The organism is Pseudomonas sp. LF020 (genome assembly GCF_053456425.1).
Genome location: NZ_JBRFIX010000002.1, coordinates 447,187 through 471,702, shown reverse-complemented (window position 1 = coordinate 471,702; position 24,516 = coordinate 447,187). Strand labels below are relative to the sequence as shown.

The following is a 24,516-nucleotide window of genomic DNA, read 5'->3' as shown; positions in this document are numbered from 1 at the left end:
CATCCACTTCGCGGAAATCCCATGCGCCCCATTACCCGATTCGCTTTGGCATTGACCCTTTGCACTGGCGCCTTCAACGCCCAGGCCAGCAATGTGCTGGTCGTGTTGTCTGACGCCGACCACCTCGACCTCAAGGACGGTAAAGTCTTTGCGACCGGTTTCTACCTGAACGAATTGATGCAACCGGTGAAGCTGCTGCTCGACGCCGGGCACTCGGTGACCTTTGCGACCCCGACGGGAAAGGCGCCTACGCTGGACCCGTCGTCAAATGACAAGATGTATTTCAACAACGATGTCGCGGCACTGAAGGAGCACAAGGCGCTGCTGGAGAAACTGCGGATCACCGCGCCGGGCGAATCGCCGGTCATCAGCCTGTCGCGCGTCGAACAGATCGGCTACGAACATTTCGATGCGGTCTACGTACCGGGCGGCCACGCGCCCATGCAGGACCTGCTGCACAGCGCGGCGTTGGGTAAGCTGCTGAACAACTTCCACGCCAACAACAAGACCACTGCCCTCGTCTGCCATGGACCGATTGCCTTGCTGTCGACGCTCAACGACCCGACAACCTTCACCCGCCAGCTCGAGACTGGCAGCCAGACCACGGCCGCCGGTTGGGCCTACGCAGGCTACCAGTTCACGGTCATCAGTAATCAGGAGGAAGAACTCGCCAAGGGACTGTTGAATGGCGGCGCGATGAAGTTCTATCCACAAACGGCGCTGGAAAAAGCCGGAGGCATCTTCAGCAGCAACACCGCGCCATGGACGTCTCACGTCGTCACTGACCGCGAGTTGATTACCGGCCAGAATCCTGGCTCGGCGCTGGAGGTGGGCAACGTCATCCTCGAACGGCTCAAGCCCCTTGACCCAGCGAAGGGCTGATTCTTCTGTTACCGCGCCGCTGAATGAGCGGCGTTGTTATCTGGTAGAGCGCCATTTCCCCACCGGCCTGCCAATAGAAACAGGCAATCCTCGCAGATAAACCGGCATACCCCTCTCGCCCCAGGCTGCCTACCATGGCCTCTCACTTATCCGTCGGAGATTGCCATGCACAGCAGCAAAACCCTGTTTATCACCGGTGTCAGCAGCGGCTTCGGTAGCGCGCTCGCACAGGAGGCCCTCAACGCCGGTCACCGGGTGATCGGTACCGTGCGCAATGACGCCGACCTGAAGTCATTCGAGGCCCTGTCAGAAGATCGGGCACACGGTGTGTTGCTCGACGTCACCGATTTCGAACGCATCAACGGGGTGATCGCCGACGTCGAAGCCACACTGGGTCCGGTCGATGTGCTGGTGAACAACGCCGGTTACGGACATGAGGGCATTTTCGAGGAGTCACCGCTGGCGGAGATGCGGCGTCAGTTCGACGTCAACGTGTTCGGCGCGGCAGCGATGATCAAAGCGTTCGTGCCGTACTTCCGGCAACGGCGCGCCGGGCACATTCTGAATATCACCTCGATGGGCGGCACCATCACCATGCCCGGCATTGCCTGTTACTGTTCGAGCAAGTTTGCCCTTGAGGGGCTCTCCGATACGCTGAGCAAGGAATTACAGCCGTTCAACATTTTTGTCACGGCGGTGGCACCTGGCTCGTTTCGTACCGATTGGGCCGGGCGTTCGATGCAGCGCACGGCGCGCAGCATTGCCGACTATGACGCCAGTTTCGACCCCGTGCGCAAGGCCCGCGAGGAGAAAAGCGGCAAGCAGTTGGGCGATCCGCGCAAGGCTGCGCAGGCCATGCTGCAACTGATCGCCAGCGCCGCACCGCCCGCACACTTGCTATTGGGCAGCGATGCGCTGAATCTGGTGCGCGATAAACTGCAACGCAGCCTCAGCGACATCGAGCAATGGGAAACCCTGACCCGCTCCACCGATGGCTGAGTCCCGGCACAGAGATCAATGCCCATGAGTCCATCCGATCCGTACACCGCGCGCATGGTGCAGTTGCTCGAACAACTCGCGCCGCTGGAGGGTTACAACCTCAGTGCGCTGGAGGACGTGCGGTTTCTGCGTTCGAATCGGCCTTTGAGCAACACCCCGGTGCTGTATGACCCGGGCATCGTGATTATCTGTCAGGGGCGCAAGCGCGGCTTTCTGGGCGATGACGTCTACGTCTATGACGCCCAGCATTATCTGGTGGTCTCGGTGCCGGTGCCGTTCACCATGGAAACCGAGGCCAGTGTGGCTAAACCGATGCTGGCGGTGTATATGCGCCTCGACCTGCAGTTGGCCAGCGAATTGATGCTGCAGGTCGACGAGGTGTTCGGCCCCAGCGACGCTCCGCCCAAGGGCATGTACGCCTCACCGATGGATGATCCATTGCGCGCCTCGACCCTGCATTTTCTCGAAGCGATGAGCGATCCGGGCGACGCGCAGATCCTCGGGCCGGCGCTGGTTCGGGAGATCTACTACCGGATCCTGACCGGTGCCCAGGGCGGTTCGATGCGTGCGGCGCTCCAGCAGCAAGGGCATTTCGGCAAGGTCAGCCGGGCGATCCGGCGGATTCACAGCAGCTATGAGCAACGCCTGGATGTCGAGTCCCTCGCCGAGGAAGCGGGGATGAGCGTACCGAGCTTCCATGTGCATTTTCGCAACGTCACTGACTCATCGCCGATGCAATACCTCAAGGCCACGCGCCTGCATCAGGCGCGCTTGCTGATGCTGCGTGGCGCCATGCCGGCCGCGACGGCAGCGTTCAACGTCGGTTATGAAAGCGCCTCGCAGTTCAGCCGCGAGTTCAAGCGTTTCTTCGGCCGCACGCCGCTGGCCGAGATCGCGTGGATGAAGGCCACGTATGCCCTGCCCCAGTCCGCCACGCCCTCCCCGTATGTTTCTTCGCACTGAGCACTGAGCACTGATCGCTCCCGGCCATCGCATGTCCGCCGCGCGCTCAAGGCAAAAACCCCACGCATTCACTACGCTTGAGAAATCCGCCGCAGCGCAATCGCCAACAGCAGATTGAACATTGCGCCCAGGCCGCTGTTCCAGATGAGCAAACCCAAGCTACCAAGGACGAGCATATGGACAGTTTCGCTCCTGCTACGCCGGTTCCGCCTCAGCAAAGTGCAATCACCCGCCGCCTGGCGTTTGCGGTCGGCACGCTGTTTATCGTCGGGGTGATGGCCGCCATTGGTACCTTGCTCGGCATTGCCGCTCGCCTGGATCGCGAGGATGTCGAGCAAACCCGCTTCTATACGGCCCGTGCGCTGGAAAATCGCATCGCCGCCTCCAAAAGCTACATCACCAGCTACGCCGACTGGACCACGGCTTACGAACACTTGCATACCCAAATCGATACCGACTGGGCTTACACCCAGCAGAACATCGGCAAGACCCTGTTCACCAGCGACGGCTATGACGGTGTGTTTGTGCTGGATCGGGGCCGCACGAAGTACGCCGTCGTGCAGGGTCAACTCGACGACGTGGACATCAACGCCCTGCTCAAGGTCTCTGCCGCGTCACTGATCGATCAGGTGCAAAACCAGACCGATCTGACGGTGCCGATCAGTGCTTACTCGCTGTTCGACGGCGCGCCGGCACTGGTCACGGCCGCGGCGATCCTGCCCAACGACGAGCGGCCGCTGGGCGATCCGAAACAGACCTCGGTGCTGGTGTTCGTCGACAAGCTGACGCCGAGCAAACTGCAGGCGATCGGCACTGCCTACGGCCTGCAGAACCTGAGACTTGCCCCGGATGACACGCTCGCCGAGGAACAGCCTCGGGTGCCGCTGGACAGCACCGGTTACAGCCTCAGCGCGGACCTCGAACGCCCCGGCCGGCAACTGCTGTGGTCGCTGTTGCCAACGCTCGGCGGGGTAATGGCGGTGCTGATGCTGTTGACCGGGTATTTCTTGCGTCACGCCTTGCGATCTTCGACCTACGTCGACCACAGCTTCAGCACGCTGCAGGCCTCGAATCAGGCGCTGGAAGCCGCCAATCATGCGCTGGAAGCCAGTGAAGAACGTTTTCGCGCGGTCGCCGAAGCGGCGTCGGACTGGATCTGGGAGGTCGACAATCAACTGCGCCTGACCTATCTCTCGGCGCGCTTCAGTGAAGTGACCGGTTACCCGCAAACCCAGTGGATCGGCCAGAGCATCGGGCAATTGGTGTCATGCGATACCACGCCGCTGGAGCTGTGGCTGAAGAAACTTACCGAAGACAGCAATGCCAGCGACCTGCGTTGCACCTATCGCGATCACGCCGGGCAGCAACGTCATTGCCGGTTGTCGGCACGCCCGATCCTCGACAAGCACACCGTGAGCGGCTATCGCGGAACGGCCAGCGACATCACCGACGAAGTCGCCGCCCATGCGCAGATCCAGCACCTGTCCATGCACGACGCCCTCACCGGCCTGCCCAATCGCAACCAGTTGGCGCGTTATCTGGATGACGCGCTGCAGCTCAAGGAGCATGCGCCAGCGCTGTCGCTGCTGGTGATCGATCTTGACAACTTCAAGCCGATCAACGACTCCCTCGGCCACCCGGCCGGCGATGCCGTGTTGCAGGAAGTCGCCAGTCGCCTGCGCGAATGCACCCGTGAGCTCGACATTGTCGCGCGCCTGGGCGGTGACGAATTCGTCGTGGTGCTCAATGGCATGGACACTCGGCAGGAGGTCGACCGCTTTTGCACCCGGCTGGTCGAGAGCCTGCATCAGCCGATGGTCTTCGAGCACCATCCGTTGCACGTCGGCGCCAGCATCGGCATCGCCCTGAGCCGGCGTCAGGGCTTCGTGCCCAGCGAGTTGATCCGTTGCGCCGACATCGCGCTGTATCAGGCCAAGTCCGAGGGCAAAAACACCTGGTGCTATTTCGAAGCGCACATGAGCGACCAGATCCAGACACGCCGGCAGATGGAAAGCGATTTGCGCGGTGCGTTGAAGAACGACGAATTCGTCCTGCACTACCAGCCGCGCTACACGGTCGACGGCAAACACATCGTCTCGGTCGAAGCCCTGGTGCGCTGGCAGCATCCGACCAAGGGCCTGCTCGGGCCGGACGTGTTCATCGGCTTGGCGGAGCAGACCGACCTGATCGTGCCGCTGGGACGCTGGGTACTGCGCGAAGCCTGTGAAACCGCCCTCACCTGGCCGGCGGACATCCTGTTGTCAGTCAATCTGTCGCCGGCGCAGTTTGCCCTCAGCGATGTCGTCGAAGACGTGCGCGAAGTACTGGTGCAGACGCGTTTCCCGGCCAGTCGCCTGGAATTGGAAATCACCGAAAACGTGATGCTGGTCGACACCGATGGCGCGCTGGCCACGATGAATGCGCTCAAGCAACTTGGCGTGCGCCTGAACATGGATGACTTCGGCACCGGCTACTCGTCCCTCGGTTACCTGCGCGCCTACCCGTTCGACGGGATCAAGATCGACAAGCGTTTCATCGCCTCGATCAGCCACGGCGCCAATGACCGCGCGGTGGTCCAGGCGATCATTGGCCTGGGCAAAGCCATGGGTCTGACCGTGACCGCCGAAGGCGTGGAAACCGAGGAGCAACTGGAGATTCTCGGCAAGGATCAATGCAACGAGGTGCAGGGCTATTTCATGAGTAGGCCGATCGACAAGAGCGCGTTTGCGCAGTTGTTGAAAAGCGCCAGGACCGAACCGACCGATCATCCGTCGCCAAAGAAAGGACGCGTCATTTAGCCGGCCTTGCATCGCTGGCAATAATCAATCATCGAAATGCACACAGCCCGGCTCGACACGCTTCGTTAATACGGTGTTCGTGTTGACTTCAATGGGTTTTGTTCAGGGTGTGTTTAGGGCCGTCATGCTTGAATAGTCCTCGCCGCGGGCCAGGCCAACGTCTATTTCGCGCCACACACAAGTTCAATGCAGGCGTCACCGGACTGTCAGGATTACGGTCAAGAGAACAACTTCACTAAAGGGTTAACGATGGATCGATATGATGCCCCGCTCGTTGTAGAACGCACTTCGCGGGCTGGAATGTTGACGGGATTGATTACGAGAAATCCATGCCTGAGCATTTTTTTCATGACACTGGCCGTGTTCATGGCGTTGCAGTACAAACCCGCTGTCCTCAACTACACAACACGCTTTGTCGACTTTGCCGAGTACATGTTGCAGCACGGCGTCACGCTGTTCCCGATTGCCGACGATCTCAAGCCTTATCCCGACTACACGGTCCTCAATACCTTGTTGGTCTATCTGGTTTCCCTGCCGTTCGGCCGGGTGTCCGTTCTTTCCATGGGTATTCCGTCCTGCGTAGCCGCGTCGCTGATGCTGGTATTCATTTATCGGCTGGGGGCGCTGCACAGCAAGAAATGGGGTGCGTATGGCGTGCTTTTCAGCCTGCTGACCTGGGCCTTTCTTGACGGCGTCAACTCGCTAGCCCTGGATATCTATCCGGCGCTGTTAACGGTGATGTGCTTCTACTTTGCCTATTCGGCGGAAATGAAAAAGGACCCGCGGCGCCTGGTGTTTCTGTACCTCGGCCTGGCGCTGGGATTCGCGTTTCGTGGGCCTATTGGCTTGATCGGACCGGCGAGTGTCATTGGCGCTTATTACTTGCTGAGCCGGCAGTGGCGCATGTTGCTACTGTTTTCATTGCTCTCGGGCGTGATTCTGGCGGTCGGGGTTGTGCTGTTGGCATGGGCGGCCTACTTGCAAGGGGGGCAAGCGTTCCTCGACGACGTGCTGAACATGCAAGGCATCGGACGTTTCGGTTCCGACCACGCGCCACGCTATTACTTCTACTTCTCCGCAGGCCTGTTTACCTACGGCATCACGGTGTTTTATGCCATTAATGTAATTTTCAAGAAGTACCAACAGTTCCTCCGCTCGACCCGCGATAAAGACATCGACCTGCTGCTCTATCTGAGCGGGTGGCTGTTGGTGCTGCTGGTGCTGTTCACAATTCCAAGCTCGAAGAAAGCGCGCTACATCCTGGCAATCACCCCGGCGATTTCGCTGCTGGCCGCTTACCTCTTCGTCAGCAAGGAAGCCAGCTTCGTCCGCGCCAAAAACGGCCTGATGAATTTCTGCCTGAAGTTGCCCCTGCTGGGGTTGGGGATGCTGGTTGCGGTGCTGGTCTATAACAACTTCGCCGAAGTCCCGTTACAGCCCAACTACCTCGGCGCAGGCCTGGGGCTGTCTGCGTTGTTGAGCTTCTACCGTGTTAAACAGGAGTACTTCGTCGAACATCCCTATCGCGAGTTCATGACGCTTTCCTTTGGGGTAGGAGCCTTTTTGATACTGGATATGTTTTTCTTCAACCCGATCACCTACCACCTGGAACTCATGATCGAACCCACGCCAAAGTTTCTGCCATATTGGTTTTGGTGAAGCCTCTTCCTGACACATGAGTTAGCGACACTGAATCGGCGATAGGGCCGACACAAAAGCAGTCGTCTGCAGCAGGAAAAAAATAAAGGTGTCGCTCGCTTTCGCATGCGACACCTTCATCCGCTGCCCGCTAATCAAGCCTTGTTGTTCGCCTCTTCCAGCGCTTTTTCAGCGTTGAACCCATCGAAGTTCTCGAATACGCCCAGAAAGCCCGGCACGGTCACTTCCCGCGCCCAGTCGCGCTGTAGTTCGCAGTACATTTGCACCCGGCTGATGAGCTTCGCGCCCGCCTGTTCCATTCGGCGCAACGCCGCCTCGTGCGCGGCGAGCGATGTGCCGCCGACCGCATCGACCGGCACATAAACGTCATAACCTTCCTGGATCGCGTCGAGCACCGGGAATGTCAGGCACGCTTCGGTCCAGAGTGCAGTCATGATGAGCTTCTTGCGCCCGAGCGCTTTGACCGCCTGCTTGAATTGCGTGTCCTCCCAACTGTTGATCGATGTGCGGTCATAGGTCGGCAGATGGCCGAGGACCTTTTGCAGCTCCTGGATCGGCGGCTTGTTGCGGCCGGTCGCGACATTGACTGTCGAGTGGATGATCGGAAGGTTGTAGTTGACCGCCGCCTTCGCGACGCTGGTTATGTTGAAGACGAGTTCATCACGCGGCATCGAGCGGATCGAAGAAACCTGAACCGGCTGATAATCGATGATGATCAACGCCGAGTTTTCCGGGGTCAGTAGCTGATCGGTATGGGGGTTGCGGAGAGTCTCGCTTGCCATTGGCAAATCCTTTTCATGGGTGACGCACGTTTGTGAATCAGGCCGGAGCCTGTGCGGGTGATGGGTTCCGGGACACGTGCGAATGACGCCATGCCCGGAAAATCCATTGTGCTGTTCCCATGTTCGACGCAGTAGTAGCATTGCGCGACGTGCTGTGTCGCGAAAAGAGGAACGCAAGCGTGGACATCGAAGAACTGCAGACCTTCGTGAAAGTGGCTGATGCCGGGGGCATTTCGCAGGCAGCCCTGCGGCTTGGCGTGTCTAAATCGATCGTCAGCCGCCGCCTGGCTCGGCTTGAAACCGAACTGGGTGTGCAACTGCTGGCCCGCTCCACGCGCGGGGCGGCGCTTACCGAGGCCGGTGCGACGTTCCGGGACTACGCCGCCAGGGTTTGCACCGAGATCGACATCGCCAAGGAAACGATCCTGCCTGCCGGCGCCCTCCGCGGCCGCTTGCGCGTGGCCGTGCCGCTGTCGTTCGGCCCGAGTCACTTCGCCCCGATGCTGGCAGAAATGGCGCGTCGGCACCCGCAGCTGCACATCCAGACCTGTTACAGCGATCGCTTCGTTGACCTGATTGCCGAGGGGTACGATTGCGCCATCCGGGTGGGCTATATGCAGGACTCCAATCTGATCGCCAGACGAATTGGCCCGGTCTACGGCAAGCTCGTCGCGAGCCCCGCCTACATCAACGCGCACGGCGCGCCCGAGACGCCGGATGAACTGATGGCCCATCAGGCGCTCATGCAGGGCACCGAAGCCTGGCAATTCATGGATGGCGACAAAGTCATCACGGTTCGTCCGCAAGGCCGCTTCAAGGCCGACAACGGCATTGCCCTGGTCGCCGCCGCGACCGCAGGCCTGGGTGTCGCCTACCTGCCCGACTGCCTCACCCATGAACACGTGGCATCCGGCGCATTGGTGCCGATCATGACAAACCATCCTCCCCCTCCGGCCGGTGCCTACATCATCCGCCCGCCGGGTCCGCATCCTGCGCGTAAAATTCGTGTGCTCACTGAACTGCTGATCGAGTTTTTCGGCGAAACGCCACACTTGGCGGTGCAGCCGCTGTCACATCAGGCAGACTTCAGGTGATGCGGGCAAGCTATCCAGAAATGCGCCAATCTGGCGCTTGCATCGCAAGTGCACCGTCGGGACCTGCGGGCCAATGGCCTGACGCACGGCCTCGATACCAGGGCGATAACCACGATCGAAATTCCATACAAAGTTCAGGAAGGTCAGGAACGCCCGATCAAGCTTCTCCGTACAACCTGCAGCAAGGTCTGCACGAGGTCGATTCAATACGCTGCGCAAGATCACCCGAGTGAAGCAGGTGAACCGCGGCGTATCGAGCCAAATGACCAGATCGGCACGAGGCAGGCGCAGGTCGAATGTGCGCCGGGCATAGTTGCCCTCACAGATCCAGACATCTGCTGATATCGCTTCTCTGACGCGTGCGCGAAACTGCTCGGCGTCTGGCTCGATCCAGCCGGGTTCCCAAAACAAAGTGTCCAGATGCACCACGGGCAGATCGAGACGCCTGCCCAAGGCGCGGGCAAGGGTAGATTTACCGCTGCCGGCATTGCCAAGAATTACAATCCGTTGCATGGGAACTTCCTGTCGAGAAAAAAGCCGGCAATTGTGCGGTTTTTGCAGGGTCAGTTAAAGACTGATAGATAACCGCGCCATCGACGTAAGTTTTTGCGGGCTGTTTTGTTTTTTGCAGGTCGGGCAACGTGCCGCCATCGTTGAGTGGCTGCTTTCGGCCAAAAGCGGACGTCGGCAGGCGACCGCTACCGGCCAGTAGCGGACATCCGGGAACTACTGCTTCCGGCCAAAAGCGGTCAGTGACAATATTCGCATAGGCTACCGCTCAGCTTCCCGAAGACCGATCTCGACTATTCGTTAGGTACAGCACCATCGCTGCACGAGCCGCATCTTTGATTACCTTCAGCCTCAACCAAGGTGATATTCGCGCCTTTATCAGCCACGTGATACGCCAGCGAAGCGCCCACGATGCCGATACTAATGACAACGACTCGTTTGCCCAGAGCATTCCCATATCAACCTTCATTCTGTCGACCTGAAGGCGGTTCATTGTCTGCCTCTGGTCGATTTCTGCTTGTCGTAATGGGCAGCAGTTGTCGTCCAGAAAGTAGATGTAGATTTGTCTGAAGTGGCGAAATAACTGCCAAAATCATCGTGTTAAAACGCCGCCTGAAATGGCAGCAAGATAAGTGCGTGAGTGTTGTTGGCACTGGAGGGTATCGAAAATTCGTTCAGCGACTACGGCAAGCGTCATCAACGACTATAGTCATTGGTGAGCCAGAGCGAATCTGACCATTCCCCTGCCAACCTGGCCTAATCCAATTCCGCGATTACACGGCGGATCTTCTTGTGTTCCTTGATGCGGAACGTGAATGTTTCGCTGCCGAAATCACTCAGGCTCAGGCTGAGATCGAGGCAGCGTTGTCTTTTTTGAACCCCTTGATGGTGGATGGAGTTATCCCGCCGGGCACGTCGCATCCCACTGAGCACGTCCCAACCACCCATCTATCAAGGTTCAAGCAATGAATACTTTAGAGTTCGATGATGCACAAAAAACCAATGGCGACCTGGTTCAGGGTCCGCTGCCGGCCGGCACTGTCGCGCCCGACTTCACTCTTCACGCAACCCCTGATCAACAGTTGTCGCTGCGCGAGTTAAAGGGGAACCCCGTGATACTGGCGTTTTATCCCGCTGACTGGACTTCGGTGTGTGGTGACCAACTGACCTTGTACAACCAGTTGTTACCCACCTTCAGAGAATACGGTGCGGTGCTATTGGGTATCTCGGTTGACAGCGCCTGGTGTCATCAGGCCTTTGCCAAAGATAGGAATTTTCACTTCAGCCTGCTGGCCGATTTCGAGCCCAAAGGGGCGGTGGCACGACAGTATGGAGTGTACGAGTCCCAGCTCGGAGTTTGTAAGAGGGCACTGTTCGTGATTGACAAGGAGGGGGTGGTCGCCTGGAGCTACGTCTCACCAATGGCAATCAACCCTGGGGCGGACGGCATTCTGGATGCGCTGGATGCTCTGGCGAATTCGCCACAAGGCACGCCAATCAAAAATTAACAGGTGATTACATGGCCACTCTCAAAGTCCCGGTAAGTGCCAACGACCATCGTCAGGGAAGTGTGCATGCCAAGGTCACCTTGGTGGAATTTGGCGACTATGAATGTCCCTATTGCGGTGAAGCGTATTGGATGGTCAAGAATCTGCAGCAGCATTTTCGCGATGATTTGCTGTTCGTGTTCCGTAACTTCCCTCTGACCACCGCTCACCCCCATGCATTGGGTGCAGCGGTCACCGCTGAGTATGCCGGGAGTCGAGGATTCTTCTGGGAGGCCCACGACGAATTGTACGAAAATCAGGATCGATTGGGCCTGCCGCTGTATCGCGCCATCGTTCTCAAACACGGCCTTTCCAGGGAGGAATTCGATCTTGCAATGCAAGAGGACACTTACATCCCCAAAATACAAGCCGATTTCAATGGCGGTGTACGCAGCGGCGTGAATGGCACCCCAGCGTTTTACATTGACGGGCTTCGCTATGACGGAGTTCCAGAGTTCATCGGGATGAGTCAGATGATTGAGCTTTTGTTAGTGCGTGGACGAAATCGCTAGAGAGCCAAATCGGCTTGGCATCACCCACATCGGAGCCGAGAAAAAACCAACGTTAGCTTCCTTTTACATTAAAGAGGTGGACACGGAGCCGGCAACTAATGAAATCTTTGAAGTATTATGAAGAAAATCGACACGCCACATGGTTGGAGTTGTTTTTTGACCTGACTTTCGTTGTTACGATAGGCCAGGTTACGCACACGCTCGGACATGTTCATGACGGGCACTTTGAACATAAGCAATTATGGACATTCTTACTGCTTTTTGTACCGTTGTGGTGGATCTGGTCCAGTCACACGATTTACTCCAACAGGTTTGATACAGACAGCAATCTTCACCGTTTGGCAACATTATTCATAATGCTCCTGCTCATTGTGCTATCGGCACGGATCGGGGAAGACCTGGAAGTGAACTACCCGCTTATTATTGCCTGCTATTTTGGTATACGTGCGATCATCAGTGTTATGTATATTTCGTCCATTAGTAAACTCGATTCTCGCGGCGAGCTTTCCTCAAGGCTCGGCTTCGCCCTATTAGTTAGCGCAGTTATTAGCCTTTCATCCGTTATTTTTGACCCGCCCTTGCGTTACCTTGTTGCTTATATTGGGATTGTTCTTGATATTCTGTTTCCTGTATTTTTCTGGACTAAATTAAAACCGTTGCCAGCACACACAGAGCACTTGGTTGAGCGCATAGGCCTACTCACCCTAATCTTATTGGGGGAGTCAATTATTAGCCTTTCCGGAGGCTTATCTAACATTCATTGGGGTTATTACAATGTGATGGCGGCCATCACCGGATTCATCATGATTTGCAGTATCTGGTGGATCTATTTTGATAGTTTTTACTTATTGAACAAACATAAAAGCAGTATGAGTGGGCACGCCTTAATCTACTCGCACCTTTTTCTTTTTATGGGGCTGGCACTTCTGGCAAATTTGATCAGGCATGCGATCCTGAACGACATTGCGATGCGCGATTTCCAGATTATGTCGATCACCGGCATGGTCTTGTTTTTCCTGGGGAAGCAATATGGCTATTTCATAGCTGTGAGTCGAATAAGGAAATACATACTGCAAAACACCTTGATCGTGTTTTCTTTAGGTGGGTTAGTTATATTTCTACCACGTGTCGAGTACATATTGGTCGGCTTGACAGTCACCATGATTTGTTATGTTCTCCTGAATTTCAGATATCGTTGAGTCTTGATTATCAGGCCACAGCTCGGGAAAAGTGATCACGCGGCTGGTCTGCGGTTTGCGCGCTGCCTACTACGTCATTCTCAGTGTCCGAGCGACATGCGACGCTACCCTTGGTCTCTTTGGGTTTGTAATCCTGGTGTCGTCGACCATAGTTAATAGCCGGATGCCCCTTTTAGCTATTGCGACCAGATAGCACCAGCCGCATCGTAACAACAGGAGCCACGTCATGGTCAAAGTAGCGTTGTTCGTTCGTCTGGAAGCAAAACCTGGGAAAGAGAAAGAGGTGGAGCGCTTTCTCTTGAGCGGCCTTCCTTTAGTGGAGGAGGAGCCAGCCACTACAGCCTGGTTTGGAATCCGCTTGGGGCCGTCTACCTTTGGCATCTTTGACGCATTCCCGGATGAAGCGGGCCGGCAGGCTCATCTTTCGGGCAAGGTCGCGGCGGCGCTTATGGCAAACGCTGCCGAGCTGTTTGCCGAACCGCCATCAATCGAGAAGGTTGACGTCCTTGCGGCCAAGCTGCCCGGTTAAGCAAATCCAACTGGAAGTTCCATTCAGTTCGGGGAGGCTCACGATGGTTTCGTCAAGTGAGCATCCGTCGGCGTAGCAGTGACCGATATTCAATGCGCTGCCGGACGCGGCTGCACTCCGAACTGCGCAACGATGTGCGTACCCAATTCCTCGATAACCTCCGCCGCAGGGCGCTTGCCATATTTGAGATTGAGAATGACGTGGTCCACGCCGATTTCCTCAAGCGACTCCAGCAAAAACCGTAGATGGTAACGTCCCAGTCTGAAACCCAAATGGATACGTGTGGGTGGCGTGGACGGATTCTCATCGAGATCGATGTACAGCGACTGAGTAAAGGGCTTATACACAGAACCACATTGTTTCGTGACCTCCAGTCGCCAATCTTCCACGACCAGCCGCTGCATATTCGGTATGCGTGGATAGTTGATCCATCCGTTGCTCTCACGCGCGATCCAATCCAGTGACTGGCGACTGTTGCCGGTCACCAGCATTGGAATGAATTGGGTGGTGGGTTTCGGAATCAGGTCTGCGCCGTGCATTTCGCCAGTGCTCCAGTGGATGGGCTCAAAACTGGTGCTGTGGGCTTGCCGAATCACTTCGTAGTGTTCTCGAAAGATTTCTCCACGCCTTTCGGGATCGACACCAAAAGCCGAAAACTCCACCGGCCGATCTCCCGAAGCCACCCCCAGAATCAAGCGACCTGTGCTCAACTGATCGACGCTGGCTGACGCCTTGGCCGTGTGCAGGGGATGGTGCAAAGGGATGGCAATGGAAGCGGTGCCAAGCGCAATCTCCGAGGTATGGGCAGCCATATAGCCCAGGTACACCCAGGGGTCGAAGACTTGGCCGACATCGCCGAAGCCTGGGTCGCGAAGCGGCACGTCGCGAAACCAGAGCGCGCAGAAGCCCAGCGCCTCGGCTTGTTTAGCCAGTGTGACCTGGTTGAGCATGCTCGGAGTGTCCCCGTCGAACGCCTCCATGGGAAAGAATAATCCAAGGCTCAAATGCCCCTGAGTGAAGGTTCGGCTAAACCCTAGATGCTGCTGGTAAGGAACCGTGCTCGGCCGATACATACGGATTGACCTCATGGCAGAACGTGAACAGCGCCCCCGTTTCCAGAGGTGCTGCGGCATCGGTCGCTTTTGAACGACAGGTGGGGGACTGGGTCTGGCTTTTACCCGTTGCGCCGTACTGCTGGTCGTGTGGACCGGATTCAGGGGGCAGTTGCTGGCGATAGGCGCGGGTCGGTCCGGGTGGGTGTTAAGTGGACGGTCAAAGGAAGTCAGATCTCTCGGCTCTATACCACCAGATGGGCAAGGTGTTCGAGGAATCATTCTATAAGCGTAGGCGGTTTTGCAGCTCTCCGCCATATTCTTACAATCGAGCCGCTGTCGGGCGAAAGTCGCGTATCGAAGGCAGTTATCGGTCGTTTCCTGCCATTCCAGAACGGCCGCTATTGGCCGATAGCAGCCAACCAAAGCCCACTATTTTCAACTCGACGCAGACCTTGCCCGGGATGGCGCTGGTTTATATCCAGACGTCGTTCAACGCTGTTCTTTCGCCCTCTTCATGCCCGGTGTTCAAAATCCCTCGTGGCTCGATCATCATCAGTTTTACTTCACCTTTGGCAGCCGTGCGATGTTTAACGCCACGGGGCACCACATACAGTTCACCCGGATTCACATAGACGCAGCCTTCCGGCAGGTCGATGCGCAAGGTGCCCTCCAGGACAAGAAATGCTTCGTCGGTCTCGGGATGTGAGTGCCAGATGAATTCGCCTTCGATTCGCACAACCTTGAACTGGTAGTCATTCATTTCCGCAACAACTCTGGGGCTCCAGTGCTGTTCGATGAGCGAAGCCTTATGTGCCAGGTTTACAGGAAACGATGTGTGTTGCTGATGCAGCTCTGACATGACAAATCCTCTGTGGTTGAAGTCGCCAGCCTATAGAGCACTGAGCAGAGGGTTCTTGTACGATCCTGCAAGTCAGCGTGCAGCTCGCAATCGTTCCAGCCAGCGCATGGGCGGTATTCCGTAGCAACGGGTGAAGTGTCGCGTCATATGACTTTGATCGTGGAAACCCGCGACGAGGGCCGCATCCACCAGGGTGAACCCTTCAAGCACCAATGCGCGGAACCGATCCAGGCGGCGCAGGGTGACAAATCGGTAAGGGCTGGTACCGTAAAGTGTTCTGAAGTCGCGTGACAGGCTCCAGCATTCGCGTCCACTGGCATGCTCCAGCATCTCCAGCGTAATGGATGAATGCAGATGTTCCAGGATAAACGCTCTGGCGCGCTCGGCCGCGCGGTAATCCAGGCGCTTGCGCCCGCGCGGCTTACCACCGACGGCACGCAATGCCATTGCCAAGTCATAGAGCGCGTCCTGCTGCTCCAGTGTTTCCAGTGGATGATCCACTGCTTGTACGAACGCCGCACTGGCATGGAACAGACGCGGATCACTGGAAATTCCCCCCGCGATAAAGGGCAACGGTTCTCCCCCCAGGATGTTCTGGATTAATGCCGGATCAACGTAGGCCATACGATAACGAAAGCCTGCATCGGTGCCGGCCATACCATCGTGGAGTTCATCGGGGTGCAGCACCAATGTGTTGCCGGGAACACCATGGCGCAGCGAGCCTGCATAGTGGAAGCTCTGGACGCCCGCCAAAGTACGGCCGATCGAGTAGGTGTCGTGTCGATGGGGATCGTAGCCGTGGCTGCCGAACCACGCTTCAATACACTCGATCCCTTCGGATTGAACACTGCGGATGATCCAGTCGGCGCCGCCAGGTTGGCCTTTTTTCTGATCCATGAATTTGTCGCCTCCCGCTTCTGCACGGTGCTGGTGAAGACCCTGTCGAGAATATACAAGTGCAGGATTTGGATGTCTGCTTCTGGCCGAAACCCACCTCTCAGAACCCACGCATTCTTTAATTATTACCGTGCAACGACTAGCCTTGGCCGCCGAGTTCAGATGTGCACCGCCTCTACCTGTGAAGGATACTTAATGCCGCTCTCTTTGCCGTTCGAACAAGTCGATGTATTCGCTGATCACTCTTGCGAAGGTAACGCGCTGGCCGTCGTGGCGGATGCCGATGAGCTGACAACCGAGCAGATGCAGGCGTTTGCCCAGTGGACGCAACTCAGTGAGACCACTTTTCTGTTGAAACCCCAAACGCCGCAAGCGCAGTACCGCGTACGGATTTTTACTCCGCTGCGCGAGCTGCCCTTTGCTGGCCACCCTACCCTGGGCAGCTGCAAGGTATGGCTGGCCCGAAATGGAAATCCCGGGCAAGTCGAGATTATTCAGGAATGCCCGGCAGGCTTGATTCGGGTACGCAGGCAAGGCCCTCACTTGGCGTTTTGCGCGCCGCCACTGGTGCGCAGCGGGCCGCTGGATGCGATGACGTCAAACCTGATCGAACAAGGGCTCGGACTCGCCGCCGGGCAGATCCGGGCCAGCCAGTGGGTAGACAACGGCCCCGGCTGGGCGGGCGTGTTGCTGGGGAGCCGCGAAGAAGTGCTGGCGATCAAACCCGATTACGCGGCGCTGCAGGGGTTGAATGTCGGGGTTATTGCGCCATGGAATGGGCCGCAGGCCGAAACCGACGTGGAAGTCAGAGCCTTCATGGGGGAAGAATGCAACGAGGACTCGGTCACCGGCAGCCTCAATGCAAGCCTGGCTCAGTGGCTGATCGGCGCGGGCATCCTGAACGACCGCTACAGCGTGAGCCAGGGCAGCGCCATCGGGCGCCGCGGGCGACTGCACATCGAAAACGTCGACGGTACCGTATGGGTTGGCGGAGCAGTACAGCACTGTGTTTCGGGGCGGGTGGTCTTTTGATGAACCATGGAATTCACCGGTACTGAATTCCATCCGGTCATCGCGGCCCCCGCACCTGACTCAAGTGTGGCGCTGAACCAGTGATCACAAATACCAGCGATACTCCCGCGCACTGATCTCCTGCATGAATGCCAGGTGATCCTGACGCTTGTTCTCGCAATACACGTCGACGAACTCGGCACCCAGTCCCGCACGCAGTTGCGGCTGGTGCTGCAGAGCGCGCACCGCGTCGAGGATTTCCGTCGGAAAATCGATACCGCTGTTGCGATCGTCGTTGAGTGGCGAGATCGGCTCCTTGCCTGATGCCAGACCATGTTCCAGACCCACCAGAATTGCCGCCAGCACCAGATACGGGTTGGCGTCGGCGCCGGCCAGCCGGTATTCGATGCGCAGGTTTTTCGTGTCCGATTCGGGGATGCGCAGGCAGGCGTCGCGATCCTCGTAACCCCAACTCGCCTGGGTCGCGGTGTTCACCGTGCCGCTCAGGCGGCGCATGGCGTTCTGGTTCGGGGCGAAGATTGGCATGCTGTGCGGCAGCAGATCCAGGCAGCCGGCCACTGCATGGCGCAGCGCTTGCTGGTGATTGGCCGCCAGCAGGTTGTTGCCGGCGGCGTCATACAGGCTGACATGCACGTGCATGCCGCTGCCCGGATGTTGCACGTAGGGCTTGGCCATGAAACTGGCGCGGTAGCCGTGCTTGAGCGCAACGCCACGGGTGCTGCGACAGAACAGCGCCGCCCAATCGGCCGCGCGCAGGCCGTCGTCCAGATGGCCGAAATTGATCTCGAATTGCCCAGGCCCCAGCTCGGCGGTGATCACCGTGGCGTCGATGCCCTGAGCCCGCGCTGCTTCCACCATTTCATCGAGCACCGGGGCGAAGCGCGACAGGCGTTCGATGTGCATGTTCGGCTGATCATCGGCATCGTCGGTCAGTTCGTCGCGGGGAAATTGCGGCAGGCCGTCGCGCAGCTTCTTGTCGAACAGATAGAACTCAAGCTCGAACGCCACGACCGGGTGAATGCCTTTGCCCGCCAGTCGATTCAGCACTTGCGCCAATACTTCACGGGGTTCGAATTCGATCGGTTTGGCGGTGCCGTCGGAGGTAATCAGCATCTGCCCCAGCGGCTGCGCTTCCCAAGTCACCGGTTTGAGTGTGCCCGGAACGAGGCGGCGCACGGCGTCCGGGTCGCCGTCGTTGAAACAGTAATCGCCGATCTTGAACAACCCGCCCTGCACGCCCAGCAGCACGCAGTTCTGCGGCAGTTTCAGCGCACCGCCCGCCGCGACTTTTTCGAGCATGTCGACCGGATAGCGCTTACCGTAGAAGTGCCCCGGAATGTCCAGAGAAATCAGGTCGACATAACGCACCTCGGGGTAGCGTTGGCGAAACGCGCGCACTTCGGCGAGCAGGTCAGAGCAGACAGCGTCCATCTTGGATTTCCTTTGTTGTTGTCAGGTGTAGACCCACAGCACGCGGGTGAGCTGCTCGCTGAGGTTGCCGTAACGGCAATGGGTGTGACTGTCGAATTGAAAGCTGTCGCCGGCTTTTAAGGTCACCGGCTCGTCGTCGTTGCCCAGCCACAAGGTCAGTTCGCCTTCGAGCACGTAACCGCCCTGCTCCGAGCTGTCGCTCATGTGGCGGTCGCCGCTGCTCGCGCCCGGTTCCAGATGACTTTCGAGCATGGAAAACGAGGCGCGCATTTGTGGCGACACCAGAATGTCAGTGATGCCGTTGGCGTAATACAGCGTGCGGCGCTCGTCCGGGCGGGTGACCCACGGCACTTGCTTGGCTTTGGGCAGGCTGTAGAAATAGGTGGTTGGCACGCCGAGGGTTTCGCTGATCGCGGTGAGATCGGCCACGGTCGGGCGCGACAGCCCACGTTCGACCTGCGAGAGAAAACCCACCGAACGGCCGATCTTGTCGGCCAGATCCTTGAGGGTGTATTTCTTGTGCTTGCGCAGGTCGTGGATCAGGATCGCCAGCGCAGCGATTTCTTCTTGCTTGTTCATGCCGGGGTTCCCAGAAAATTTCGTCAAATGCTGTCGCGCAGCCGATACCAGGCCTTGCCGATGGCCTCCAGCGGTGCGGCGAAGTGCTTGCCACCGGGGAAACGGCCATTGCTCAGGCCCTGGTACAACGCCAACTCATCATCCTTGCCAAGAATCGCATCGGACACCGCACGGGCGGCGGCCAGCGTCGGCAGCACGCCGTGGCCCGAATAGCCCTGAAGCCAATAACGATTGCCCTCGCCGCCGACATCCGGCGTACGGTTCATGGTCAGATCGATATGCCCGCCCCAAGCGAATTCCACCTCGACGCCCTTGAGTTGCGGAAACACCCGTTCGAGAAATGGTCGGGTAGCCGCCGCAATGTCCTTGGGCATACCGCCCAGATAGGTACAGCCACCGCCGAACAACAAGCGGTTATCGGGTGTGCGACGGAAGTAATCGAGAACGAACTGGTTGTCAGTCACGCAAACGTTGCTCGGCAGCAGCGCGGTGGCTTGTTCCGGTGTCAGTGGTGCGGTGGCGACCTGATAGGTGCCGACCGGCAGGATGCAGCTTGAGAGTTGCGGATCGAGTTGATCGAGATAGGCGTTGCAGGCCAGCACCAGCACGTCGGCCTTCACCGAACCGCGCTCGGTGTTGACCCGAAACCCGCCTGCCTCTTCCCGGTAATTCAGCGCTTTGCTTTGTTCGTAGATAAGCCCGCCGGCCCGCTCGATGGCGGCGGCCAGCCCGAGCGCAAGTTTCAGCGGATTGAGGTGTGCGCCTTCAGCGTCGTAGAGGCCGGCCTGATAACGATCGCTGGCGACCCATTGCGGCAAATCTTCGCGAGGGATGAACTGCAGACCGTCATGGCCCCACTTGTGACTGGCTTCGTGTTGCCATTCAGTCAGCAGACTGACCCGGCGCGGCATCACCGACGTCCACAAATGGCCGGGGCGATAGTCGCAATCGAAGCCATGCCGCCCAGGCAATTCACGCAGCTCCTGCGCGGCCCAACGCATGCCGTCCCACAGACGCCGGGCGCGCTCATATCCGAGCGCAGCTTCCAGCGGCGGCATGTCGCACGACCAGCCCAGAATCGCCTGCCCGCCATTACGCCCCGAGGCGGCCCATGCCACGCGACTGGCTTCCAGTACGGTGACGCGCTTGCCGGCCAGCGCCAGTCGTAACGCTGTGTGCAAACCGCTGAACCCCGCGCCGATGATCACCACATCGCAGGCCTGCGCGCCTTCGAGTGCAGGTCGGTGACTCAGGATATCGGCGCAACTGTGCGCGTAATAGCTGTCGACATGGCGCTGGGAGTGCTGAAACATTTGCCGCCTCGTGAAATTCTGTTCTTGTAATTTCATGAAAATCTACAGAACAAATTTCATATCGGCAACCGACAACTGTTTCACGCACGCAAATCAGTGCTCCAGCGCATAGCGCCGACAATGCTCCAGATAGCCCTTTTCATGGCTGCCCACCAACTGCACGACACTCGTCCACAGCCACGACGGCGCATCCAGTGTTTTCGAGCGACAGGTCTGCAATTCACGCATCCATTCGGCGCGGGTACTCATGTCCATCTGCCGCGCATGGGCCAGCCCCACGACCCGGGCCAGATACCCGGCGGCGAGCATCGCGTCAGTCTGGCTCAACTGATCCAGTTCCAGTTTCATGTCTTGTGGCAGCAGTTCGCGGATGAAGAAACCATGGTCGAGCACTCGGGTCGCAATCATCCGGTTGCCCAGTCCCGGCGAGAGGAAACGCGCGCCTTCGACCACACGTTTGCCGTTGTCGCGGGGCATCGCTGCTCGCGCCACCCGGGGGGCGGCGGCAGCAACTGCCTCTTTGATATCGAGCAGGCAATATTCCTGATCATCGCCCTCGCCCACCCCCAGCAACACCGCATAACGCTTGAGTCCCAGCGAACTGCAGCCTTTGACCCAATAGGCTGAATCGAGCATCTTCACCCGATCATCCTTCGAGCGGCCCTTCAGGGACGTCACCAGCGTATGGACGTCAGGCGTTGCGCAAAGCGATTTCAGCGCGCTGCGTTCTTCCCGTGACAGCGACCAGAAATGCTTGCCCAGCGGAATGGTCGGTTTGGTGTTCTCGATGCGCTCCTGCGCCAGATGCTTCCAGGTGCGCTGCACCGCGCTGCGCATGCCGGCCTTGACTTGCGCGGGTCTTGGCGGCTCTTTGTCGACATCGTCTTCGAATGCCTGCTCATAGCCGCGCATCATCTCTTCGAGCATCCGTGCCGTGGCCACACCCGGCAGATCGGAGCCACGGGCGGCAGTCGCCAGCGATAGTGCCAGCCGGACCAAGTCATGCGCAGGGTTGCCGATAACGGTCTGATCAAGGTCGCGGATGTGGATGTCGATGCGCCCCTTGAGATCGCCGGTCGGCCCCAGATTGCCGGCGTGACAATCGCCGCAGATCCACACCGCCGGCCCTTTCGGCAGGCTGCGCCCGGGCTGGCTGTGCAGCCACTCATAAAACTGCACCGTACTGCCGCGCACATAGGCATGCGCGGAACGGGCCATTTTCAGATTGCGCAGTTGCGACAAGGGTTCAAGACGTGCGGAGGGCCGTGGGGTTTTCATGGACGCTTCTTGCAGTGAATGTGTCCTGTTGACCGTCGAGCGCTTGTAAATGTTGCAAAGTATTACAGCGGCAATTCCACCCGGGCCAGCAAGCCACCGCTGCTGCGATTGCTCAACTTCAGTTCACCGCCCTGATCACGCACGATGGCCCGCGCCGCCGACAGCCCAAGCCCGACCCCGCCGGTCTCGCGATTGCGTGAAGTTTCGAGACGGAAAAACGGATCGAACACCTGCTGCAATGACGCCTCGGGAATCCCCGGCCCGTCATCGGTGATGTCGATACAGACGCCGAGGCCATCACGGCTCAAGGCAATCGCCGGCTGCTGCGCGTACTTTTCGGCGTTTTCCAGCAGGTTGACGATCACCCGCTTGATCGCCAGCGGGCGGCCCTCGTAGACCAGATGCGCGGGACCGCTGAAGTCGATAGCGATGTTCTGGTCGCGATAGTCGTCGACGATCGTCTGCAGCAGTTCCGACAGGTCGAACGCGGTGGTGGGTTCCGGCTGCGTGTCCTCCCGGAAAAACGCCAGCGCGGAGTTGATCATCAGGCGCATTTCTTCGATGTCGCGAATCAGTTTGTCCTGATGATCGAGATCCTCCATGAACTCGCTGCGCAGGCGCATGCGGGTCAGCGGTGCCCGCAAGTCGTGGGAAATCGACGCGAGCATGTGCGTGCGCTCGCTGATGTAGTGCTGAATCTGCGCCTGCATGGTGTTGAAGGCGATGATCGCCTGACGGATCTCGTCCGGGCCTTCGATCTTGATCGGCGGCGCGCGCAGGTCGCCGCCAAAACGCCGGGCGGCGCTGGCGAAACGTTGCAGTGGCTGGGCCAGTTGCCTTGTGGCCAGCCAGGCCACCAGCACGGTAGCGATCAGGCCGAGGGCGATGATGATCGCGATGCGCGTGCCAATGTCCAGACCCCAGGAGCGCTCGGGCGAAGAGAACAGCAACCAGCTGGCATCCGGCAATTGAATCAGCGCCGCATAGCGGCCGAGCGGGCTGCCACTCGGCCAGTCACCGGGGTTGAACACCCGAATGTCTCGCTCATAGCCAAACAACTGATGCAAGCCCGACGTCTTGTCGGCCACAAGCTGCGTACCCGCCGTTGGCAATCCGAACTCGGCCCGTTGTGCATGCCACATCACCTCCAGCGCCGGGCCGGTTGCCGCTTGCGCCAGTTTTGGGCGTAAAGGCGCGGGCGCAGCCTCGATCACCTTGACGGTCGCGGCGATCTGCTCCAGCAACCCGGTGCGTTCAATCGGTGGCCGCGCCCAGGTTCCGGCAACCTCCACGAACAGGAAATTGAGTGCCAGCGAAGCGAGCATGGCCGCGACGATGGTCAGGGCAATCCGCCGACTCAGCGGATCACGGCGCAGGAATCGACGGATCATGTGCGACTGACCTTGGCGGTGAACATGTAACCGCCGTTGCGCACAGTGCGGATCAGGTCCGGGCGTTTGCTGTCCGGCTCGATCTTGCGCCGCAGGCGGCTGACCTGCACGTCGATGCTGCGATCAAAGGCGTCGTGGCCCTGACCGCGAGACAGGTCGATCAATTGTTCGCGGGTAAGAATGCGCTGCGGGTGTTCGAGAAACACCACCAGCAGATCGAACTCGCCACCGGACAGCGGAATCATCACGTTTTCCGGGGAGCGCAGTTCGCGACAAGTGATATCCAGATGCCAACCGGCGAAGGCGATCACCGGCCGCGCCGGTTCACTCGCCGGGCTGACCTGCTCACCGGCGCGACGCTGCACGGCGCGCAGACGGGCCAACAGTTCACGCGGGGCGAACGGTTTGGTGACGTAGTCATCGGCGCCCAGTTCAAGGCCGACAATCCGGTCGCTCAATTCGCCCATGGCGGTCAGCATGATGATCGGAATGCCCATCTGCGCCCGCACTTTCTGGCACAGGCTGAGGCCCCCTTCACCGGGCAGCATCAGGTCGAGAATGATCGTGTCCGGGCGCTGCCGGGCAATTGCCGCCCACATCGCTGCGCCGTCAGCGGCGACATCGACCTCGTAGGCGTGCTGGACGAAGAACTTCTTCAGCAGGGCGAGAATTTCCACGTCATCGTCGACGATCAGCAGTCTGCTCACGGGCACAGGATCCTCAGGCCAAAAAAAGAACGCATCTAAAACTATTCTGGCGGGCGGGTCATATATTTCAATCGAGCAACATTCCGTCGTCCCGGACATCAAGCAGACATTCTGCGGCAAAACCCCTCAGGCACCCTGCACGCCATCGACAACCGGGGGGCTTTCAATGAGCGCATTGCACAACCGTTATACCGCCGAGGGCCACGACGCCCGCTATCCGTTGATTCTCAGCCAGCGCACCAGCGCGCCCGAGCAGGATACGCCGCTGTTGTTTCAGGAGTTCTGCCTGGGCCTGTCAGATGACCAAAGCCGTATCGTCCTGCGCCGCTATTTCGAGCAGTACGGCCCCAGCGATTCGCAATGGGTGGAGTACGTGCATTCGATTCCGACCGCCGAGCTCATCCAATGGATCATGAGCCACGGCCGTCTGCACATCGAATGCTCGGACAACACCCCGCCACTCTCCTCCCCCATCACAGCCCGCGCTTAAACCACGCGGG

At 58.7% G+C, this 24,516-nt stretch carries 23 protein-coding genes; 12 read left to right on the top strand and 11 right to left on the bottom strand.

Translation table 11 applies throughout. The annotated features are described in order from the left end of the window. Positions 1-21: 21 nt before the first annotated feature. The 5 genes from ACU680_RS06115 to ACU680_RS06095 all read left to right on the top strand — a co-directional run bounded on the left by ACU680_RS06115 (position 22) and on the right by ACU680_RS06095 (position 7,301). A complete protein-coding gene (locus ACU680_RS06115; RefSeq protein WP_448178937.1) occupies positions 22-882 on the top strand; it encodes a type 1 glutamine amidotransferase domain-containing protein in 861 nt (286 codons plus the stop codon). Positions 883-1,047: 165 nt separating this feature from the next. Next, positions 1,048-1,881, top strand: coding sequence for an oxidoreductase (locus tag ACU680_RS06110; RefSeq protein WP_448178936.1), 834 nt, complete (start codon positions 1,048-1,050; stop codon positions 1,879-1,881). Positions 1,882-1,905: 24 nt separating this feature from the next. Continuing rightward, a complete protein-coding gene (locus ACU680_RS06105; RefSeq protein WP_448178935.1) occupies positions 1,906-2,844 on the top strand; it encodes an AraC family transcriptional regulator in 939 nt (312 codons plus the stop codon). A gap of 176 nt (positions 2,845-3,020) precedes the next feature. Next, positions 3,021-5,642 carry a bifunctional diguanylate cyclase/phosphodiesterase gene (locus ACU680_RS06100; RefSeq protein WP_448178934.1) on the top strand — a complete coding sequence of 874 codons (2,622 nt, stop codon included), beginning with the start codon at positions 3,021-3,023 and terminating at the stop codon, positions 5,640-5,642. Positions 5,643-5,990: 348 nt separating this feature from the next. Then, positions 5,991-7,301 (top strand): ArnT family glycosyltransferase, encoded by a 1,311-nt coding sequence (locus ACU680_RS06095; RefSeq protein WP_448178933.1) that lies wholly within the window; start codon positions 5,991-5,993, stop codon positions 7,299-7,301. Positions 7,302-7,435: 134 nt separating this feature from the next. Here the strand turns inward: ACU680_RS06095 and ACU680_RS06090 are convergent, their stop codons facing one another. Further along, positions 7,436-8,083, bottom strand: a complete 648-nt coding sequence (locus ACU680_RS06090) for a hydrolase (protein WP_123586383.1) — start codon at positions 8,081-8,083, stop codon at positions 7,436-7,438. 179 nt (positions 8,084-8,262) lie between these two features. On the opposite strand from ACU680_RS06090, the gene ACU680_RS06085 reads away from it, so the two are divergent. Further along, positions 8,263-9,177, top strand: a complete 915-nt coding sequence (locus ACU680_RS06085; RefSeq protein WP_448178932.1) for a LysR family transcriptional regulator — start codon at positions 8,263-8,265, stop codon at positions 9,175-9,177. Here ACU680_RS06085 and ACU680_RS06080 read toward each other — a convergent pair. Beyond that, a complete protein-coding gene (locus tag ACU680_RS06080) occupies positions 9,154-9,690 on the bottom strand; it encodes a P-loop NTPase family protein (protein ID WP_007967058.1) in 537 nt (178 codons plus the stop codon). The genes ACU680_RS06085 and ACU680_RS06080 overlap by 24 nt on opposite strands. A 962-nt stretch (positions 9,691-10,652) precedes the next feature. On the opposite strand from ACU680_RS06080, the gene ACU680_RS06075 reads away from it, so the two are divergent. From ACU680_RS06075 to ACU680_RS06060, 4 genes are all read left to right on the top strand, one after another. After that, on the top strand, positions 10,653-11,195 hold the full coding sequence (locus ACU680_RS06075; protein WP_367084505.1) for a redoxin domain-containing protein: 543 nt from the start codon (positions 10,653-10,655) through the stop codon (positions 11,193-11,195). An 11-nt stretch (positions 11,196-11,206) separates the two neighbouring features. Next, positions 11,207-11,746, top strand: a complete 540-nt coding sequence (locus ACU680_RS06070) for a DsbA family protein (RefSeq protein WP_367084504.1) — start codon at positions 11,207-11,209, stop codon at positions 11,744-11,746. 98 nt (positions 11,747-11,844) lie between these two features. Continuing rightward, positions 11,845-12,945 carry a low temperature requirement protein A gene (locus ACU680_RS06065; protein WP_448178931.1) on the top strand — a complete coding sequence of 367 codons (1,101 nt, stop codon included), beginning with the start codon at positions 11,845-11,847 and terminating at the stop codon, positions 12,943-12,945. A gap of 226 nt (positions 12,946-13,171) precedes the next feature. After that, a complete protein-coding gene (locus ACU680_RS06060; RefSeq protein WP_025569629.1) occupies positions 13,172-13,474 on the top strand; it encodes a putative quinol monooxygenase in 303 nt (100 codons plus the stop codon). Between the two features lie 89 nt (positions 13,475-13,563). Here ACU680_RS06060 and ACU680_RS06055 read toward each other — a convergent pair whose 3' ends face one another. The 3 genes from ACU680_RS06055 to ACU680_RS06045 form a co-directional block, all read right to left on the bottom strand. Beyond that, positions 13,564-14,547 carry an LLM class oxidoreductase gene (locus ACU680_RS06055; RefSeq protein ID WP_448178930.1) on the bottom strand — a complete coding sequence of 328 codons (984 nt, stop codon included), beginning with the start codon at positions 14,545-14,547 and terminating at the stop codon, positions 13,564-13,566. Positions 14,548-15,001: 454 nt separating this feature from the next. Continuing rightward, positions 15,002-15,388, bottom strand: a complete 387-nt coding sequence (locus tag ACU680_RS06050) for a cupin domain-containing protein (protein ID WP_448178929.1) — start codon at positions 15,386-15,388, stop codon at positions 15,002-15,004. A 72-nt stretch (positions 15,389-15,460) separates the two neighbouring features. Next, positions 15,461-16,285, bottom strand: coding sequence for an AraC family transcriptional regulator (locus tag ACU680_RS06045; RefSeq protein WP_367084501.1), 825 nt, complete (start codon positions 16,283-16,285; stop codon positions 15,461-15,463). Between the two features lie 195 nt (positions 16,286-16,480). Between ACU680_RS06045 and ACU680_RS06040 the strand changes: the two genes are divergently transcribed. Further along, positions 16,481-17,317 carry a PhzF family phenazine biosynthesis protein gene (locus ACU680_RS06040; protein WP_448178928.1) on the top strand — a complete coding sequence of 279 codons (837 nt, stop codon included), beginning with the start codon at positions 16,481-16,483 and terminating at the stop codon, positions 17,315-17,317. 84 nt (positions 17,318-17,401) lie between these two features. Here the strand turns inward: ACU680_RS06040 and ACU680_RS06035 are convergent, their stop codons facing one another. From ACU680_RS06035 to ACU680_RS06010, 6 genes are all read right to left on the bottom strand, one after another. Further along, a complete protein-coding gene (locus ACU680_RS06035) occupies positions 17,402-18,748 on the bottom strand; it encodes a glutamine synthetase family protein (RefSeq protein WP_448178927.1) in 1,347 nt (448 codons plus the stop codon). Between the two features lie 21 nt (positions 18,749-18,769). Beyond that, positions 18,770-19,327, bottom strand: a complete 558-nt coding sequence (locus ACU680_RS06030; RefSeq protein WP_448178926.1) for a helix-turn-helix domain-containing protein — start codon at positions 19,325-19,327, stop codon at positions 18,770-18,772. Between the two features lie 23 nt (positions 19,328-19,350). After that, positions 19,351-20,640, bottom strand: a complete 1,290-nt coding sequence (locus tag ACU680_RS06025; RefSeq protein ID WP_448178925.1) for an NAD(P)/FAD-dependent oxidoreductase — start codon at positions 20,638-20,640, stop codon at positions 19,351-19,353. A gap of 93 nt (positions 20,641-20,733) precedes the next feature. Next, positions 20,734-21,918 carry a DUF2252 family protein gene (locus tag ACU680_RS06020; protein ID WP_007967039.1) on the bottom strand — a complete coding sequence of 395 codons (1,185 nt, stop codon included), beginning with the start codon at positions 21,916-21,918 and terminating at the stop codon, positions 20,734-20,736. Between the two features lie 62 nt (positions 21,919-21,980). Then, positions 21,981-23,309 (bottom strand): ATP-binding protein, encoded by a 1,329-nt coding sequence (locus ACU680_RS06015; RefSeq protein WP_448178924.1) that lies wholly within the window; start codon positions 23,307-23,309, stop codon positions 21,981-21,983. Further along, positions 23,306-24,016 (bottom strand): response regulator, encoded by a 711-nt coding sequence (locus tag ACU680_RS06010; RefSeq protein ID WP_448178923.1) that lies wholly within the window; start codon positions 24,014-24,016, stop codon positions 23,306-23,308. The genes ACU680_RS06015 and ACU680_RS06010 overlap by 4 nt, the downstream gene beginning before the upstream one ends. Before the next feature lie 166 nt (positions 24,017-24,182). Here ACU680_RS06010 and ACU680_RS06005 point away from each other — a divergent pair, with 166 nt between their 5' ends. Continuing rightward, positions 24,183-24,506, top strand: coding sequence for a hypothetical protein (locus ACU680_RS06005; RefSeq protein ID WP_448178922.1), 324 nt, complete (start codon positions 24,183-24,185; stop codon positions 24,504-24,506). The last annotated feature ends 10 nt before the right edge of the window (positions 24,507-24,516 follow it).